This is a genomic window from Pedobacter sp. Leaf194, from assembly GCF_001423945.1.
GTDB lineage: Bacteria > Bacteroidota > Bacteroidia > Sphingobacteriales > Sphingobacteriaceae > Pedobacter.
The window spans coordinates 724,797-742,018 of the sequence record NZ_LMPU01000009.1 but is presented as its reverse complement, the minus strand read 5'-3'; the positions used below and the strand labels follow the sequence as shown (position 1 = coordinate 742,018).

Annotated in this window: 20 protein-coding genes; 15 read left to right on the top strand and 5 right to left on the bottom strand. The window is 37.6% G+C overall.

Annotated elements, in window-relative coordinates; genetic code table 11:
* Positions 1-101 precede the first annotated feature (101 nt).
* From ASG14_RS13645 to ASG14_RS13635, 3 genes are all read right to left on the bottom strand, one after another.
* Positions 102-962 carry an NmrA family NAD(P)-binding protein gene (locus ASG14_RS13645; RefSeq protein ID WP_056871591.1) on the bottom strand — a complete coding sequence of 287 codons (861 nt, stop codon included), beginning with the start codon at positions 960-962 and terminating at the stop codon, positions 102-104.
* Positions 963-1,251: 289 nt separating this feature from the next.
* Positions 1,252-1,836, bottom strand: coding sequence for a Crp/Fnr family transcriptional regulator (locus tag ASG14_RS13640; protein ID WP_056871590.1), 585 nt, complete (start codon positions 1,834-1,836; stop codon positions 1,252-1,254).
* Between the two features lie 74 nt (positions 1,837-1,910).
* Positions 1,911-2,318 carry a putative quinol monooxygenase gene (locus ASG14_RS13635; protein ID WP_056871589.1) on the bottom strand — a complete coding sequence of 136 codons (408 nt, stop codon included), beginning with the start codon at positions 2,316-2,318 and terminating at the stop codon, positions 1,911-1,913.
* A 358-nt stretch (positions 2,319-2,676) separates the two neighbouring features.
* On the opposite strand from ASG14_RS13635, the gene ASG14_RS13630 reads away from it, so the two are divergent.
* The 3 genes from ASG14_RS13630 to ASG14_RS13620 all read left to right on the top strand — a co-directional run bounded on the left by ASG14_RS13630 (position 2,677) and on the right by ASG14_RS13620 (position 4,796).
* On the top strand, positions 2,677-2,970 hold the full coding sequence (locus tag ASG14_RS13630) for a GNAT family N-acetyltransferase (protein ID WP_056871588.1): 294 nt from the start codon (positions 2,677-2,679) through the stop codon (positions 2,968-2,970).
* A 372-nt stretch (positions 2,971-3,342) separates the two neighbouring features.
* A complete protein-coding gene (locus ASG14_RS13625) occupies positions 3,343-4,323 on the top strand; it encodes a heme-binding domain-containing protein (RefSeq protein WP_056871587.1) in 981 nt (326 codons plus the stop codon).
* Between the two features lie 32 nt (positions 4,324-4,355).
* Positions 4,356-4,796 (top strand): hypothetical protein, encoded by a 441-nt coding sequence (locus ASG14_RS13620; protein WP_056871586.1) that lies wholly within the window; start codon positions 4,356-4,358, stop codon positions 4,794-4,796.
* 82 nt (positions 4,797-4,878) lie between these two features.
* On the opposite strand, the gene ASG14_RS13615 is transcribed toward ASG14_RS13620, so the two are convergent.
* Positions 4,879-5,661, bottom strand: coding sequence for an MBL fold metallo-hydrolase (locus ASG14_RS13615; RefSeq protein WP_162238744.1), 783 nt, complete (start codon positions 5,659-5,661; stop codon positions 4,879-4,881).
* A gap of 974 nt (positions 5,662-6,635) precedes the next feature.
* On the opposite strand from ASG14_RS13615, the gene ASG14_RS13605 reads away from it, so the two are divergent.
* From ASG14_RS13605 to ASG14_RS13545, 12 genes are all read left to right on the top strand, one after another.
* The gene (locus ASG14_RS13605) at positions 6,636-7,577 is read left to right on the top strand and encodes an alpha/beta fold hydrolase (protein WP_082491571.1); all 942 of its coding nucleotides are present in this window, start codon (positions 6,636-6,638) and stop codon (positions 7,575-7,577) included.
* A gap of 11 nt (positions 7,578-7,588) precedes the next feature.
* On the top strand, positions 7,589-7,999 hold the full coding sequence (locus tag ASG14_RS13600) for a nuclear transport factor 2 family protein (protein ID WP_056871583.1): 411 nt from the start codon (positions 7,589-7,591) through the stop codon (positions 7,997-7,999).
* A 118-nt stretch (positions 8,000-8,117) separates the two neighbouring features.
* On the top strand, positions 8,118-8,585 hold the full coding sequence (locus tag ASG14_RS13595; protein WP_056871582.1) for a DinB family protein: 468 nt from the start codon (positions 8,118-8,120) through the stop codon (positions 8,583-8,585).
* Positions 8,586-8,956: 371 nt separating this feature from the next.
* The gene (locus ASG14_RS13585) at positions 8,957-9,943 is read left to right on the top strand and encodes an SLAC1 anion channel family protein (RefSeq protein WP_082491569.1); all 987 of its coding nucleotides are present in this window, start codon (positions 8,957-8,959) and stop codon (positions 9,941-9,943) included.
* 4 nt (positions 9,944-9,947) lie between these two features.
* Positions 9,948-10,430 carry a DUF302 domain-containing protein gene (locus ASG14_RS13580; protein ID WP_056871579.1) on the top strand — a complete coding sequence of 161 codons (483 nt, stop codon included), beginning with the start codon at positions 9,948-9,950 and terminating at the stop codon, positions 10,428-10,430.
* Positions 10,431-10,736: 306 nt separating this feature from the next.
* The gene (locus ASG14_RS13575) at positions 10,737-11,246 is read left to right on the top strand and encodes a hypothetical protein (protein ID WP_056871578.1); all 510 of its coding nucleotides are present in this window, start codon (positions 10,737-10,739) and stop codon (positions 11,244-11,246) included.
* 58 nt (positions 11,247-11,304) lie between these two features.
* Positions 11,305-11,700, top strand: a complete 396-nt coding sequence (locus ASG14_RS13570; protein WP_056871577.1) for an alpha/beta hydrolase fold domain-containing protein — start codon at positions 11,305-11,307, stop codon at positions 11,698-11,700.
* Between the two features lie 77 nt (positions 11,701-11,777).
* Positions 11,778-12,776 (top strand): alpha/beta hydrolase, encoded by a 999-nt coding sequence (locus ASG14_RS13565; RefSeq protein WP_235528582.1) that lies wholly within the window; start codon positions 11,778-11,780, stop codon positions 12,774-12,776.
* A gap of 169 nt (positions 12,777-12,945) precedes the next feature.
* Positions 12,946-13,332, top strand: a complete 387-nt coding sequence (locus tag ASG14_RS13560; RefSeq protein ID WP_157274929.1) for a hypothetical protein — start codon at positions 12,946-12,948, stop codon at positions 13,330-13,332.
* A 223-nt stretch (positions 13,333-13,555) separates the two neighbouring features.
* Complete coding sequence (locus ASG14_RS13555; RefSeq protein ID WP_056871575.1) at positions 13,556-14,974, top strand: aldehyde dehydrogenase family protein; 1,419 nt, start codon at positions 13,556-13,558, stop codon at positions 14,972-14,974.
* A 64-nt stretch (positions 14,975-15,038) separates the two neighbouring features.
* Positions 15,039-15,845, top strand: coding sequence for an AraC family transcriptional regulator (locus ASG14_RS13550; RefSeq protein WP_056871574.1), 807 nt, complete (start codon positions 15,039-15,041; stop codon positions 15,843-15,845).
* A gap of 143 nt (positions 15,846-15,988) precedes the next feature.
* Positions 15,989-16,615: a pyridoxamine 5'-phosphate oxidase family protein gene (locus ASG14_RS13545; protein ID WP_056871573.1), complete on the top strand. Its 627-nt coding sequence runs from the start codon at positions 15,989-15,991 to the stop codon at positions 16,613-16,615.
* Between the two features lie 70 nt (positions 16,616-16,685).
* Here the strand turns inward: ASG14_RS13545 and ASG14_RS13540 are convergent, their stop codons facing one another.
* On the bottom strand, positions 16,686-17,135 hold the full coding sequence (locus ASG14_RS13540) for a cupin domain-containing protein (RefSeq protein WP_056871572.1): 450 nt from the start codon (positions 17,133-17,135) through the stop codon (positions 16,686-16,688).
* Between the last annotated feature and the right edge of the window lie 87 nt (positions 17,136-17,222).

The following is a 17,222-nucleotide window of genomic DNA, read 5'->3' as shown; positions in this document are numbered from 1 at the left end:
CAGTAATATATGGAATGTTTTTCTAGATTATTTTTAAAATCTGAAGCTAAACGGAAGACCTATAATTCCCGTTTATATAACTTAAATTTTGGTTTTTAACTTTAGCTATAAATCTTATAAAGAAAATCCTCCAAAGATAAAGGATTTCGTTTTAAAAGGCCAGCTAGTGTAGCATCACAATTTTCCAATTCACCATTTTTTATTGCCTCAGACCAATCGGCACTAAAACCTGCTGCCTGAAGGGGAATGCCTGATTGCTCCATAACACGAATGTAAGATTGTCTGTCAAAATTAAGAAACGGTACTGCTTCTCCATGAATTTCAGACAGAATCCTCGAAATATCTTCACCAGACCAATTTCTATTGTTAGAGAAAGTTATTTCCTGATTGTTAAACTCATTCGAAAGCGCCAGGGCAGCAAGCCCTTCTCCCATTTCTTCTCTGGATACAAAGGCCCCTCTACCTTTACCAGTAGGAATTGAAATGCCATTAGCCAGTACATTAGGTCCCAGAAAAAATGCTAAGGAATCTGCATAAAGATTATTATTAACAATAGTATATCCAATGCCGGAATCCATTATGATTTTTTTTGTAGCGTTTTCAACAAGAGTAACCTCTGGTATGATAAATTTGCTATTTGTTTTTTGCTGTATGCTAGTATAGATTATTTTTTTTACCCCACATTCGATTGCGGCCTTAACTGCGTTGGTCTGTTGCACCAGCCGATCTGTGAATGCTGGTGCTGATATCAATACCAGTGTTTGCACACCCTGTAATCCCCTAACAAGCGATTCATAATCGAGATAATTTCCTTTACGAATGTTAATGCCAAGTTCAATTAGCTCAATTGATCGTTCCAAGCGATGAGACATGCCCCAAATTTTCGAATTGGGACTTAATTTAATTAATGATTTAAGAGTAGAACTTCCTAGCCCACCCGTAGCACCTGTTACAAGTATCATTTATATAGATTGATGTTTTTTATGAAGAAAATGTTTTTAATAAAACCTGCAAGATATTTTGGTTCAGGCTAGCAATCAATTATGATTTATAGACAATATTTCACAAAATTTAGCTGTAATTATGGTGTATTAACATTATTTACAACCGTTTTTTGCACTTTCTTTCTCAAAATAATCGAGAAGCAATTGTTGCTTTTTTATGAATAAGAATTTTAAGGTGTTACAATTCTTTACGACAATGAAAAATTTGTTCCGATCCTATGATAAAGAAAGCATGAGAATTTTTCTTTTACGTATTTCTTGCTTTTATAGTATTTCTAATACGACTAAGTGTTTCCGGAGTCATGCCAAGATAGCCTGCAATCATATTTTGCGGAATTCGGTTTGCCAACTTTGGATGATTGTTTAAGAAATCCTGATATTTTTCTTCTGCAGAAAAGCTAATTGATGAATGAATTCTGTTCTGAGATGCCATAAAAGATTTCTGAATCAGCATATTCATTAGCTCACCAAATTTTGGTATTTGGGCACATAGCAATTCAAAATTTTCCCTTGAGAAAAGAATAATTTCAGAATCCTCAACACAATCGATATAGTATTTCGACGGTTCCTTCAATACATAGCTTTCCCTGTCACCAGTCCAATAATTTTCGATAGCAAAATAAACGATATGTTCCTGACCTTTTTCATCCATACGGAAATTTCGAAGGCATCCAAGTGCAACGAAGGCGACGAAATTGCATATTTCCCCTTCTTGTAAAATATACTGACCCTTACGCAACTTTCTCTTTCTCGAAGCTTGTTGCACCAGAATATAGTCCTCTTTTGAAATGGCGAACTTTCCTTGTAAATAATCGTAAAGATGATCTAACACGGAACAAAGCTAGCCAAATATTACAATAGTTCAGCTAGCATGCACATCAACTGGTGTCCTGTCTTAAAAACGATTTATTTCTTTTTCCAAGATCCTAATATGCTATAAGCTTCTGGCGTCCTCTCCACCTTTAGCTCCTTTAATGTTTTTTCATATTCCAGTGCATACGGTTTTTTCATCTGAACATTGATAAAATGTTCTATATTATCATTCCAAGTCTCATTAACAAGAAATTCACCAGGTTTGCCAAGCTGCTGATAGACTTTAGCCTCTACAAAATTTCTTTCATGACTAATTGTATCAAATAGATCAAGTAACACTTTCTTGAATTCATCCGCTTTTTCAGCACTTACTTTAAATTTGATGTTCAGTACGAGAGGATTCTGTGATGTCTGCTTATGTTGCTGGGCGTTTGCCGTAAAAGCAAATAATACGGTTACAAGTGAAATAAGAATAATTTTTTTTAGATTTCCTTTACTCATATTATAATTTATTTTAAGATTAATTGTTTAAGCAAAACTACCGGGATTTCATTTTTTAAAAATTGATAAATGATAAGAAATCAATTGATGAAAATCAATTTGGACAGTGGGACTTCTAACTATTGAAACTTATTTTCAATAATTTTTTGCCACTTTTCGATATGTCGTGGACACTGTTCTAAAACATTTAGCGTAATGCACAGTAAATGAATGGATTGTGATTTTTTTTTCTAGGCTTCAGTTTTGCCCTCTTATCCCGTAACTTTTAGGCTAAATAACAATGAAAGCGATTATACTGGAAATTTAGATAGTTGCGATAATCAAAGCCAATGTTTCACTGCTGTAAAAAATATAAGTGATGAACGGAATCAAACACGAAATAGGAGAAGGAAAAAAGGAAGCCTTCAATTTCTATAAAGACGGAAATAAGGTTGCCGGAATGGATATATCAACTGAGAAGGATATATTAGTCGTACACCAGACTAACGTTGATCAGGACAAGCAAGGTGAAGGTTATGCTGCAGAACTAATACATCGTATAATAGAACATGCGAAAAAAAATGAGCTCAGTATAAAGCCTGTATGTCCCTTTGTAAGTGAACAGCTAAAAAATCATCCCCCCTCAGATATTAACATCTGTGGCACTGAATAATGGCGGTTTCTCAAATTATGGAGAAGTGGTTATTGAAAGAATGTTTAAATGTGATCTTTATGCCCTCGTTCTCATCAAAGATCTGAAGTGTCATAAGCTCAACCAAAGTTTGGGATTAAAAAAGTGTATCGTCTAACTTTCAAAACCCTGAAACTAATAACTGTAGGGCAGAACTTTGTAATTTTTCGGTTTAATTGATATTTCATCAAATCGGATAATTTTCGTTTAATAACGCTACCTCTAGTTTCATGTATTTTTGTTATATGTCTGATAATAAGTAAATTGAGCATTGGCACTGGTTTGGCGATTACTTAAATATCATATTTCAACTTACCCAACAAAATATTATAAACTATCAAACAGAACTTTAGTATGGAAACTCCAAAAAAAAGGATAAATCGCAAGGTCCTTGTGATAACTCTTATTGTAATCTTCGTTGCTATTTCTCTGCAGTTTGCAGGCCCGGAAATAATAAATCCACCCGTGACCTCAGCCATTGATGTACCGGATAGTGTTTCGGCGATTTTAAAAAAGGGATGTTATGACTGCCATTCCAATGAATCTAAGCCGGCTTGGTTTGACAAGTTAGCTCCGGTATCCTGGATTGTATCATCTGACATTAAGGAAGCCAGATCCCGTTTTAACTTTTCCCAATGGACCGATCTAGCTCCGGCAGACCAACAGGTGAAATTTTGGGAAATGATAAATATGGCCCAAAACGGTAAGATGCCACTACCAAGTTACCTAACATTTCACCCGGAAGCAAAACTCACATCAAAAGAAATACAGGTTTTAAAGGATTACGGTCAAAAGTTCATCATATCAAAACCAGGAGATACCGCCGGGGTAGCAGATGCGGAAAGGGAACTACAGGGCTTTAGAATATCAAACCAGACCCCGCAAAGAACCCAAGTATCTCTGAATGGTATAAAGTATTCAGATGATTATAAAACCTGGAAAGTCATGGTTGCTACCACCAGATTTGAAACGCGTACGATGCGTGTCGTCTATGGAAATGATATTGCCATAAAAGCTATTGAAAATGGTGATATCAATCCCTGGCCACAAGGTTCAATCATAGTCAAGGTCGTTTGGAACATGATAGAGGACGAAAATGGTGAAATAAGACCAGGTACCTTTAACAACACTCAATGGATGGTCAAAGACGATAAGAAATTTCCTGAAACAAAAGGTTGGGGATTTGCCCGGTTTAACGGCACCAAATTATTGGCATATGGCAAAACAGCAAAATTCGGAACCGCTTGTTTCAACTGCCACAAGCTGGTTAAGGGTACAGGCTACGTTTTCGATTTGCCAGTCAGCAGAAATAATGAAATCGCATCTAGGGATTAACAGATAAGTAATAAATTTAAGAAAAAGACATTATGAAATTCACGAACATATGGCTTATTGTATTCTGCTTCCTGTTTGGATGTAGTCAGCCAAAGGATAAACGCAACATCTTCAATGCAGAAGATCAGAAACCTATAACTTCATTAATAAGTAAGAAACAAAATACAGTTTCCATTTTGTTTGGAAACAGTCCGGCAGTTCGGTCTACAACTAAGGGAATTGATCTACAGGGAGGAGAAATTTTTACCTTGGTTACCTGGCACCAGCAGGGCAACAAATACTGGTATCCTGGGTTAATTAATGGCTCGGTAAAAAGTATTGAAGTTCTCGATATCAAGGATGTTAACGGTGAACTAACAACAAATTATCATCTTAAAGAGGGAGAAGCGCCCGTAAGTTATGATAATAAGCAATACTCTATTAAAGAAAGAATCAGCTACATCCGTAATCTAAAACCTGCTGTTTACCCATAATTAATTTCCATTGTGCCTGAGTTCACTTTCTCTTAAATAGATCACGATTTTAAGAGAAAGTGAATGCTTTTTTGAGATAAAATTAACTGTAATAAAATGGGAGTGGGACTGTTTTTCCCAGTTGGAGAAACATCAAGCGTTTTTCGATTCCCATGATTTCAAAAGCTTCTTTGAGCACTGTCTCCCCTTCAGTATAGTGGGACCAACCCTCATAATGAAGAGGTATTACTATCGATTTCTCAAATGCAATCGAAGTATCAATAGCGTCATTTGAGTTCATTGTAACATTGAAAGGTCCTCGTGGCTGGGCTGCCCCTGCGAAAATGAAAACTATTAGCGGAGCGGATTTTTTAGCCACAGTTTCTATCCCATCATAAAATACTGTATCTCCTGTTAGGTAAAACAATGGTTGGCTATTACCTTTTACGCTCACCAAGAATCCTATTACCTCACCAGTTAATTTTTCACTACCGGCTGGCCCGTGTCTGGCCGGTGTTGCAGTTATTATAATTTCCGCTCCTGTGGGAGCTAATATTTTATGACTTTCCCAGGGAAGTAAGCCCTTGGTATTATTTTTTATCCTTTTTGAACCCGATAAAGTCGTAATAGTAAGGGGTACCTTCTCAAGAAATGCTCTGCCCAGGTCATCTAAATTATCGTGATGCTGATCATGACTCAACAGCACTAAATCAATTTTCCCAGGCTCAATCGCTGGTCCTTCAAATTTGGTTTCAGCAACCTTTGGACTTATCTGAAAAGATTTTCCTTTTGGATCCAATGTTGGATCACTCATAATCCTCATCCCTTCTAGTTCAAGGATGACTGTGGGACCACCTAGATAGGTGGCATTAACCTGTTTTCTCATAATAATTTGCTTATTCATTATAATTTATCTTCAATTTATTCTGTTAACTAAGTGATGTTATTGCGGACTTTACTTTTACTGAAGACACTTGGCTATAAACAGAACAATCATTTTAATTTTTTGAGAAAATCCTGCCTCAAATTATGAGGTGGGCAGGTTGCTGCAATGCCATAACTGGATGTCCGGACCTTTAAGCTTTGTACAGGCTGTTCAACAGATATACAATTCCTATGCTTTGATGTGAGTCAAATATACACCTCTTAAATATTCCCTATCAGCCTCAGCCGCAAATACACCAAGTTGGCAACTGGGCAAACTGATAATTTGGATTATCTCATTTTTTACTACTGGCACATAACGTTTATTTATGAAATCAACCTTTAAAGCAAGAATTCTATTACTCCTGCTACTCCAGGAGTTCAACCATTTCTTCCGCAACTTTTTTGACATCTTGATTTGATTTTATATAACTAAAAAACGAAATACTTGGTTTAAATCTAGATTTCTAATGGAAATTTTTCAATAAGTGACCATAAAAATTTTATGGATACGCTCGTAATGTTCAACCCAGATGCCAATTATTATTAATCTCGTAATCAGGGTTTTGACGTGATTTTAATATTATTTGTCGTTTGCAATCTCGCTTTTCCGCTAATGGTTAACGAAATATCAACAGCCAATTCTCTTTATCCGCTTAGCTATATTCACTAATGCCCAAAGTATTTCAACTTTCGACGGTTATTACTTATTGTCTAAACGGCTGACCAGTATTGCTATTTCAATTTTTGGCACCCATTACCGCGAAATATCATTTTTGGATAATGTCAAAATGTATTTTAAATATTTGATAGTAAGTAACTTACAAAATGGCATAAAGTTTTCTTAACAGGGATAAGCGCTCAATATCAATCCTGAATGCTTAGTTAAACAATCTTTGGACTTATGGTCCTGAAAAAAAATTAAACAATTTTATTATGAAACTAAAATCAATTATCGCCTTGTTCCTGGTCCTAGCGCTAGGCACGGCAAAAGCACAAATTCCTGACATCAATATGGTGAGGTACGGTTCTGTTAAGATAGAGAACGTAAATGTTTTCTATCGAGAAACGGGATCTCCCGATAAGCCTACACTTTTATTGTTGCATGGTTTTCCAACATCCTCCCATATGTTTCGCAACCTAATGCTGGCTCTGCAAGATAAATACCATCTTATTGCGCCTGATTATCCTGGATACGGTAGCAGTTCAGCACCCTCAGTAAAAGATTTTGATTATACATTCGACCATCTTGCAACAATCGTGGACAAATTTGCCCAGGCAAAAGGCTTAAAAAAATACAGTCTTTATGTAATGGATTATGGTGCGCCAGTGGGTTTTAGACTTGCTACAATGCACCCCGAGAAAGTTCAGGCGCTTATTATCCAAAACGGAAATGCATATGACGAGGGGCTTGAAGATTTCTGGAAACCGCTACGAGCATTATGGAAAGATCCGAAAAAACAGGAAAATATTGATCCGTTGATGAAAATACTAACGATCGATGCAACAAAATGGCAATATACTAATGGAGTAGGCGATACTACCAAAATCAGCCCAGAGAACTGGATAATCGATCAGGCTGGAATGGATCGTCCGGGAAATAAAGATATACAGATGGCTCTCTTTTATTCTTATGGCAGCAATCCTCCACTATATCCTCAATGGCAAGCTTATTTTAGGAAATACCAACCTCCTACAATTGTTCTTTGGGGAAAAAATGACTACATTTTTCCTCCATCAGGGGCGACCCCTTATAAACGTGATCTTAAAAATATTGAAGTTCACTTGTTACCTACCGGACACTTCGCACTTGAGGAATACGGTTTCGAAATGGCCAAGCACATCGATGTGTTTTTGGCAAAAAACAATATTAAATAAAACTCATCCAAATGGAAAGCAGATATCCTATTCCGCCCTTTACGATCGCTACGGCGATACAAAAGGTGCAGCTCGCTGAAGACGCCTGGAATAGTTGTGATCCAGTCAGGGTCTCACTGGCTTACACAGTAGATACCGAGTGGAGAAATCGTTCACAGTTTATAAATGGCAGAGATGAAGTGATTGCCTTTTTAACCAAAAAATGGGAAGAAGAGCTGAACTATAAACTTAAAAAAGAGCTGTGGGCATTTACCGAAAACCGCATTGCCGTACGTTTTGAATATGAATGTCAGCGGAAAAACGGAGAATGGTTTAGGGCCTATGGTAACGAAAACTGGGAATTTGATGACAACGGTTTAATGAAAAGACGCTTTGCATGTATTAACGATTTAACTATTAAAGAAGAGGACAGAAGGCTTTAAAAAATGCAGCGTTATAGTTCGTCGGGAATTGTGAACTGCACTTATCAATGGATCTTCCGGATTTTTCCCGGAAGATACCGTCGATAAAGCTATTTAAGTTCAAAATAAAAAAATACAAATGAAAGAAATTTTCAAGTTTATTATTGATTCGCGTCACGCATTTATTAAGTTGCTCGATGGGATGAATATTGAGGAATTAAACCACATACCTCAAGGATACAGCAATAACATGATTTGGAACTTTGGACATATTGTCGTATCGACTCAGGCGCTATGTTATTTGCGCACCCAGGTCTCACAAAGTCCCGAAGCCATTAAATACTATCAGAAGTATAAATCAGGTACCCATCCAGGATCAGATGTGTCGGAAAATGAGTTTACTGAACTCAAGGAAATAGCCTTGCAAAGCATTATAAATATCAAGAATGATTATGAAGCAGGAATTTTTGATTCTATGCCTCCTTTTACAACAGATACCTATTCATCTGAAATACAAAACATAAACGAACTATTGATTACTACAGCAGGCCATGACAATCTTCATTTTGGATATGCATGGGCGATTAAGAAAAGAGTTTTGGTTTAAAAGGGGAAACTAGAAGTGAACTGTAAAAAAATCAAATCCATTGATTGGGCATCTTTACGCTTAAAAAAACTTGAGCCCTTTGAGACAACCTCCAGAGCTGACAATTTTTTACCGCTGATAACACAAACCATCTTTGAGATATCTTCGTGCAGGTGAAACCCATATAAGTAGGTTTCTCGCATAGTAGGTACTAGTGTTGCATGAATTATTAAATATATATCTCTGTTACAAATTCAATAACCCTTTGTAAAGCATAAAAAAATAAATAACCACAATGGTAATTCTGACAACAAAGAAAACGATCTCCATACTGGACCAAGGCCGCTAATTTACAGGCAAATACGATATACACTTGAATTTAAAATTAGATAATGCAAACTCTATCACGTGAAAAATCTTTTCTAGAATTTCTACCAGTTAGTCTCTTTGGAGGTATAATGGGATTATGCGGACTAACATTTTCCTGGCGGCTTGCTGAAAAAGCATGGCATATCAACACATTTTGCAGTGAAGTAATAGGCATGCTAGCACTTAGCTGCTTTATAGCGCTAAGTATTGCATACATTTTAAAAATTATGAAATACCCATCCTTAGTTTTTTCAGAGCTAAAGCATCCAGTTCAGGCTTGTTTCTTTGCAACAATGATTGTATCCCTATTACTTATTCCAGGGGTACTTTTTCTCTACCTTCCCGTAATTTCAAAAATTTTGTGGCTTGTTGGAGCAATATTGATTTTTTTCTTCGCAATTTTTATACTTCGTAAATGGCTGGATAATCAACAAACTTTACAGAGTGCAGTTCCAGTGTGGATTCTTCCGGTAGTAGGCACATTAGACGTACCGATAGTCGGACTTCACCTAGGGATTCCTGAAGCTAAAGAAATCTGTACCATGTTTTTTGGGATAGGGCTGATATTTAGTATTATTTTAATGGTAATTGTACTTTCGAGGCTTTTATTTCAAGCGCAATTGTCCAAAGACATTCAGCCGACGCTACTGATTTTGACTGCTCCGTTTGCGCTAGCCTATACATGCTACATTCAAATTCAAGGGAAGGGAGATTTAGCTTCAGCAACGATGTTTTACTTTAACCTTTTTTTATTTCTTATACTAAGTGGCAAAATTTTATTGCTCCCGAAAACCTGCCCTTTTAAAGTTTCCTGGTGGTCTGTGAGTTTTCCTTTAACTGCAGTTACAGTTACATGCTTTAATTACGCATCGACCAGCGTTTTTTTTCTGCACCGTTTAATCTCGATCATTTTACTGGCAATAACCACACTGATCATAATTTATCTTTTTATCCAGACAGTTTACAGAATTATCACGGGCACCTTTATCGCAAACCCTTCTAAAAACTAAGAATATGCCTCAAGGCTTTGAAATCAATAGAAAGAATTTCATATATCAGCTCAGCGCGGTTGCCGGAACTTTTCTTATTTCATTTAATACAACCGAAATGGATTTCAATGAAAACATAATCACCCGCGAAAGCAAATTTTCTGTGGAAGAAACGCTGAACCGTATCGCTTATCTTCTGCAAAGCAAAGGAATAACTATTTATGCCAGAATAGATCAGCAAAAAGAAATGGCGAAAGCGGGAAAAGCGATAGATGCAATGGAATTCATTATGTTCGGAAAACCTGAAGTGGGATTCAAAGCAATATCGTCAAGTCCCCTTGCAGCATTAGACCTTCCCCTTAAAATTCTCGTTTGGGAGAAGCCAGACGGGAAGGTTTTCATTGCCTACAACCACCCGGCTTATTTCATCGAGCGATACCATCTTGACCCAACAGTCGCCTCCCTATTTGCTTTGGACGACCTTATCAACAATTCGCTGGGCATATAATTCTAACAAATTTAACATTCTATTAATAGAGGTATATATTTGGTCACGGGCCTATTGCTAATGGTAATACTACCAATAGGTATAATCATTCATTTAAAATTCCGCCAAATTCAGATTCCGGGTAAAATTGAAACTTCGTATTCCATTGGTAGTTATCTACTAAAGGTAGAGGTTATAACCTTTTTTTATATTATCCCCGCTCATAAGCTATTCTTTTAATTGGGTGAACAGTCCCCTTAGGAATAGCTCACGAGATTTAATCCCTACTCGATTCAATCCTCATAATCGGTATTAACTAAACCACAAATGCTTTCAAAAGGAAATGAATGCTTTACGCCTAAAGAGCAAAAGCTATCATATTTCAATAGTGAATCACAAAAAAATGATATTAAAGACCCAAAAAAAGTATTGTTAAGCCGTAATCTATTGAAAATCAATACATTAACAGATGGCATATTTTATGAAATAAGTTGTGCGGAGGCAGTCTGGAACTTTCCAGCGAATGATATGTCAGCAACATCAAACATAAGAGTAAAATCAAAACTTACTGAAAAAATTATCGAGATGCACAAAAAAGGCTATGAGTACGATTTCAAGGTAGAAGATGGTCCCCATATCATTTGTCTACAGGATAATGTCCCGTTTCAAAATGAGAGAGTTCAGATCTGCGTAATTGCCCAGTGCTTTGATTCGATTGCCAAACAATTCAAATACATTCATACTATAGAAACAACTTGCGGGAGAAAGGGACTTTTGCTTGATGATAGATTATTCACAAGCCCTCAATCAAACAGCTATTTCATTCCAAAATTTTAGCGTAAAGAATGTTTTATGAACAGGAGTATACGATTGTCCATTTAATAAACTTAAAAAAATGAAGACACAGAAAACACGCAAGATGGAGGCAGTTTCGCTATTTGAAGATGATAACTTAACCTCACAAGGATTTTTTATGACTCAGCTGGTCAAGTGGATCTACATACCAGACATCGAAATGGGCCAAAATATTTCAGCTCCGCTGCTAAGAGCCCGGAACGATCAGTTAAAGGGATTACCACCAATCCTGGTTCAAATCGGAAAGCCAGATGTGCTAGGCGACGAAGTAGAGGGATTTGGCAGAAAGCTTGACCCTGACCGCATTAAAGTCATTTTTGCCATGTACAAGATAGTTAACCATGATTTTGAATTACTAAACCCTTTGGCGAAAATTTATCAGACCATTTCTTTCTCCATTCACCAAACTGTAAAATTTAGAAAATACTTAATGTAATAAACTATATAACAACCAATATTATGAAACATTATGCAATTCAACTTCCCAGGAAATATTTTTTCCTAATACTGACCTTGGCAGTAATTACCTTTAGTTCTTCAGTGCAAGGACAGGTTAACTGGGCTATGGATGAACATATTAGCCCAAAAGTCAAAGACTTTTTGAAAATTTTAAACAACGGATCTCCAGGTCTCGAAACGCTCTCTCCTAAGGCCGCTCAACAAGTATTGGTTGATGCCCAAAAAGCATTTAAGACAGATATGTCAGGAGTTACCATAAGTGAAAAAGTGATAACAAGTGACGGTTTTTCAATTAAACTTAATATTGTCAGGCCTGCCGGTGCAAAAGGCGTACTCCCTGTTTTTATTTTTATCCACGGCGGTGGCTGGATTTTGGGCGATTTTCCAACCCATATGAGGATGGTTCGCGACCTTTCTGTTCTATCCGGTTTTCAGGGTGTCTTTGTAAATTATACTAGAACACCAGAGGCAGTTTTTCCACAACAGATCAATGAAGTATATGCAGCGATAAAATGGGTGGCAGCAAATGGAGCGCAGATAAAGGCTGATGGCAAAAATATGGCCGTCGTGGGAAATAGTGTAGGTGGCAATATGACGGCAGTTACTTCTATAATGGCAAAAGAAAAAAATGGCCCAAAAATCAAATTGCAGATTATGATGTGGCCGATTGTTGATTGTGATTTTGAAACGGCTTCATATAAGCTCTATGGTCAGGACAGATTTCTTACCGTTCCAACCATGAAGTGGATGTACGATATGTATATTACGGACCCAAAGAAAAGACTAGATATCCATGCATCTCCTCTTCGAGCTACAAAAGAGCAGTTAAAGGGACTTCCACCAGCACTTATTCAAATTGCCGAGAATGATGTTCTCAGGGATGAAGGTGAAGCTTACGGACGTGCTCTTGAGCAGGCCGGTGTAAGCGTAACCACGGTCAGATATAACGGAGTAATCCACGATTTTGGTCTACTAAACGGACTTGCATACATTCCTCAGACCAGGTCGCTTTTCATTCAGGCTGCTGCAGAAATGAAGAAACGGCTAAAGTAGATATTATCTATTTAACCATCTGGTCATTTTTATTAGATAAAACGGCCGGAATACTCTCAATAATGGCTCTGCGCGGGAACAAACTGGAAAAATGAGGATAGTTTGACCGGATGGATATTCCTCGCCATGGCCGATGAGTATGTGTCCTGCGATGAGCGGGACACATTTCATGACTATAAATAAGATGCTTACAGGGATTTCGCTTGGATTTATGGATTTGTTCTTTTTAACCTTAAACGCAAAATGTACAATGGTCAAATTTCATTACGATACACTCACAACTGCTCTTCACGAACTCATAGGCAGAGGCTTTAATCTCGATTTTAATCTCGAGCAAAACAGCTTTTTTAACAGTGAAAATGGATTTAATATAGACGATTTTCAGATAGTAGATATTTACAGGTATGAAGGCGAGACCGATCCCGCAGATGAGATCTCCTTGTATGCAATTGAGTCCAATCAGGGTAAGAAGGGTTTCTTCCTTGCCATTTACGGTGCACTAACTGATGAATACTCCACTAAAGTTTTGCATATGCTTAAAGGCAGAAAATATTAAAAGGCAAATAGCAGAAGTTTGAAATTATTGAAAAAAGGTTAAAATGCTGCTGTTAAATATAAAAAGCGATGCGGCCAAGAAACGTTTTAACTGATTTATAATCAGAGGCTGTAAATAAAACTAAAATAACTAAATTGAGCTTTTAGGTCAAGTTGATTTGAGCTTCTGAGTCTAATTCAGGGCTGTAAGGTTCATTAATTTTGTACCAAGAAAAAATAATAAAATGAAAACAATTGATAAAATCTACATCGACGGCAAATTTGTTACTCCGCTAGGTCAGCAAACCCTCGAATTATTTAATCCTGAAGACGGGTCTAAGGCTTCCGTAGTTACCCTTGCCAATGCACAGGATGTTGAACTTGCGGTTGCCGCTGCAAAAAAAGCATTCAAAACTTTTTCAAAAACTACCATAAAGGAACGCGGGGAAATGTTGGAGAGACTTGCCCAGGCTATTTTGGACCGTAAGGATGAACTTAATGCTGTTGCCGTAAGTGAATACGGTTCGCCTATCAGTGCAACAAAAGGCAGAACACACTATGCAGCCCAGATTTTTCTTGATACAAAAGAGGCTATGGACGGGTTTGAGTTCTCAAAGACGCTTGAGCACGCAACCATTGTTCAGCAGCCATTAGGTGTTATCGCCGCAATTACGCCATGGAATGCAGATTATACACATATTTGCGGAAAACTAGCTCCAGCAATTGCGACAGGATGTACTATTGTTATTAAACCCAGCGAAATTAGTGCAGAGCAAACTCACCTTCTAACTGAATGCTTTCATGCAGCCGGTATTCCCGATGGTGTAATAAATATCTTAAATGGTACTGGTGATGTAGTGGGTGCTGCATTAACCTCACATCCTGATGTTGAGGTAGTAACTTTTACCGGCTCAACTAATGTCGGCAAAATAATATACCGCGCTGCAGCGGATACCATGAAACGAGTAGTTCTCGAACTTGGTGGAAAATCTCCGAATGTTATTCTTGAAGATGCCGATCTTGAGGCTGCCATCCCAAGAGCATTGCACATCGCTTTTAGTAATAGTGGCCAGGCTTGCCATGCAGGTACGCGCCTGATTATTCCTGCTTCCAGAGCATCTGAAATTAAAGCCTTGCTAATCAAGGCAGCTGCTGACTTCAAAATTGGCGATCTTCAGTCTGCGGATAGCCTCATTGGACCTATGGTAAACGAAAAACAGTTTGACACGGTTCAAAAATATATTCAGGCTGGAATAGATGAAGGCGCGGAGCTTTTGGTCGGTGGTCTTGGAAATCCTGATGGCCACAAAGGATATTATGCAAAGCCTACTATTTTCACCGGAGTCATGCCGGGAATGAAAATCGAACGTGAAGAGATTTTCGGTCCCGTACTCTCGGTCATTGAATATGATAGCGTAGAAGATGCAATTGCAATTGCAAACGATACCATATATGGACTTTCTGGGTATGTTAGCGGTCAGGATCCAGAAACCTTGGCTTATGTGGCCGGAGAAATCCTTTCAGGTAGGGTTCTTGTCAATACCGTTGTAAACAGAGAAAGTAAATCTCCTTTCGGAGGCTTTAAACAATCTGGTATAGGAAGAACTTCATGGGTTTACGGAATTGAAGAATATGTAGAACCTAAAGTGATTACCAAATTTTAAATTTATACCCGCAGTGGCAGTGAGCCGCTGCGGTTTTTTTTGTTTTTTTAATAACTTAGATAAGATGTTCGCATCCAGGCAAATCAATACTTCGACATATCATCATGGACCAGTTTCCGGAGAACAGTATACTCAGGAACTTTTGTTTAGTTACCAGGTCTCCGGAAAGTTAATGGTCGATGACGATGGACAAGTTCAGGAATTTCCGGCAGGAAGCTTTCGGCTGGTCAGAAAAAATAGATTACTAAAGTATAGTAAGCAACCCTCGAAAAACAGTCCGTACGTTTCTTTGAGTATAGCCTTCAGAACCGAGATGTTAAGATCCTTTGCCGACGCCCACGGTTATCACCCGAGGTATCAGATTCATAGCCCTTCGGTAATTAAATTAAAAAAACTTCCCCTATATCAAGCGCACGTGACTGCACTTCAGGCATTTAACGAAGTTGATGAGTTGGCGAACACTGAATTGATCCAAATGAAGATAAAGGAAACCTTACTCATTTTGCTTAAAGAACAACCGGAACTTCAGGAGATTATTTTTGACTTTTCTCAGCCCGTTAAGACTGATATTTCTCGTTTTATGCAGGAGAATTTTCGGCACAATCTTCGGCTAGAGCGTTTTGCCTATTTAAGCGGAAGAAGTTTGGCTGCCTACAAAAGAGATTTTGAAAAAGCTTTTCAGACGTCTCCCGGGCGGTGGCTACTAGACCGCAGACTCGAGGAAGCACATAAGATTTTAAAAACTACGAATAAAAAGTCTACAGAAATTTACCTCAATATCGGTTTCGAAGACTTATCACATTTTTCCAGAGCTTTTAAAAATAAATTTGGCATCGCCCCATCCAAGCTTTTTACGGCAGGTAGGGTTTGACTGTAGAGAAATCTTTAACCCTTATTGATGGTTTTGCTTTTGAATATTTAAAAAAATCGCAAATTTAATCACCATCTGGCAATCATATTATAATCAAGCTGTCTAAAATTTAATATTGTAACTTGTTTAATAAATCAGAAATCATGAACTATCCCGAAATTGCTTTCACCAAAGAGGTGAAAATTTTACAGGAAAAATATGGCAGCAGAGCAGGTTATGCCCGAATGACTGAAGTTAGAACGACCCCAGGTCTTTCAGAGGATGAAATTGATTTTATTTCACAGCAGGATTATTTTTATTTGTCTACAATCAGTGAAAGTGGTTATCCTTATATACAGTTTAGGGGAGGGCCAAAAGGATTTCTAAAAGTAATCGACTCCTCAACACTAGGCTTTATAGATTTCGAGGGAAACAAGCAGTATATATCGGCCGGAAATATTACAACCAATAATAAAGCATCCTTGTTTTTTTTAGATCAAGCCGCAAGGGCAAGACTAAAAATGTTCACTGAAGTGGAACTGGTCAATTTATCTGACCGGCCGGATTTATTAGAAAAGCTTAGTCTTGTGGATTATAAATATAAAGCCGTGCGTATTATGCTTTTTAAGATTAAGGGCTACGACTGGAACTGTCCCCAGCATATAACGCCAAGATATACCCAGCAAGAGATTCAAGCAGCTTTTCAAGATCAGATTGATGAGTCAAAAAGACTAAAGGTTGAAAATGAAGAGCTGAGAAGGCAGATTAAAGCATTTAAGGGTGGTAGCTAGGCTGATCCAGAATATCTTTTAGTTCAATAAATTTTAATATAGCCTGGCTATACAGTCAGGCTAATGATTATTACGGTCTGCCCCCTGGCGGACTTAGCAAAATGTCTCCAATTGTTTCTGACAGTTTTAAGAATCGATCCATTGTATCTATAGATTCAACAGGTCTATTTCCCGACATAGAAGGGGTACCAACCTCCCTAATCAACTTTGCAAAGCCACTTGGAGAGGCGATCGTTAAGGCCCGATTTATTTCATTTTCTCCCGCTGACACCACATGTGGTGTATTAGCAGGAATAAAAACACTCATTCCCATCGAAGCTTTGACCGCGGAGTTGGGCGTAAAAACAGTAAATTCTCCTTCCAAAACATATATTTTTTCAGAATACTTACTATGGAGGTGCACAGGGGTTTCAACTCTGGAAGCTAGAGTTCCCTCAATTAAATCATATCTTCCTTCGGTATCTTGCTCATCTGCCAAGATCTTTAATTCAGTGCCGAAAAGCCAAAAGTTTTGTTCCATATCATAATATTTAAATTGTTTATTTATCGAAAATTCTGATCCAGAAAAGTGGATTTTTAATTTCTTTATTTACATCTTTTGCATCTA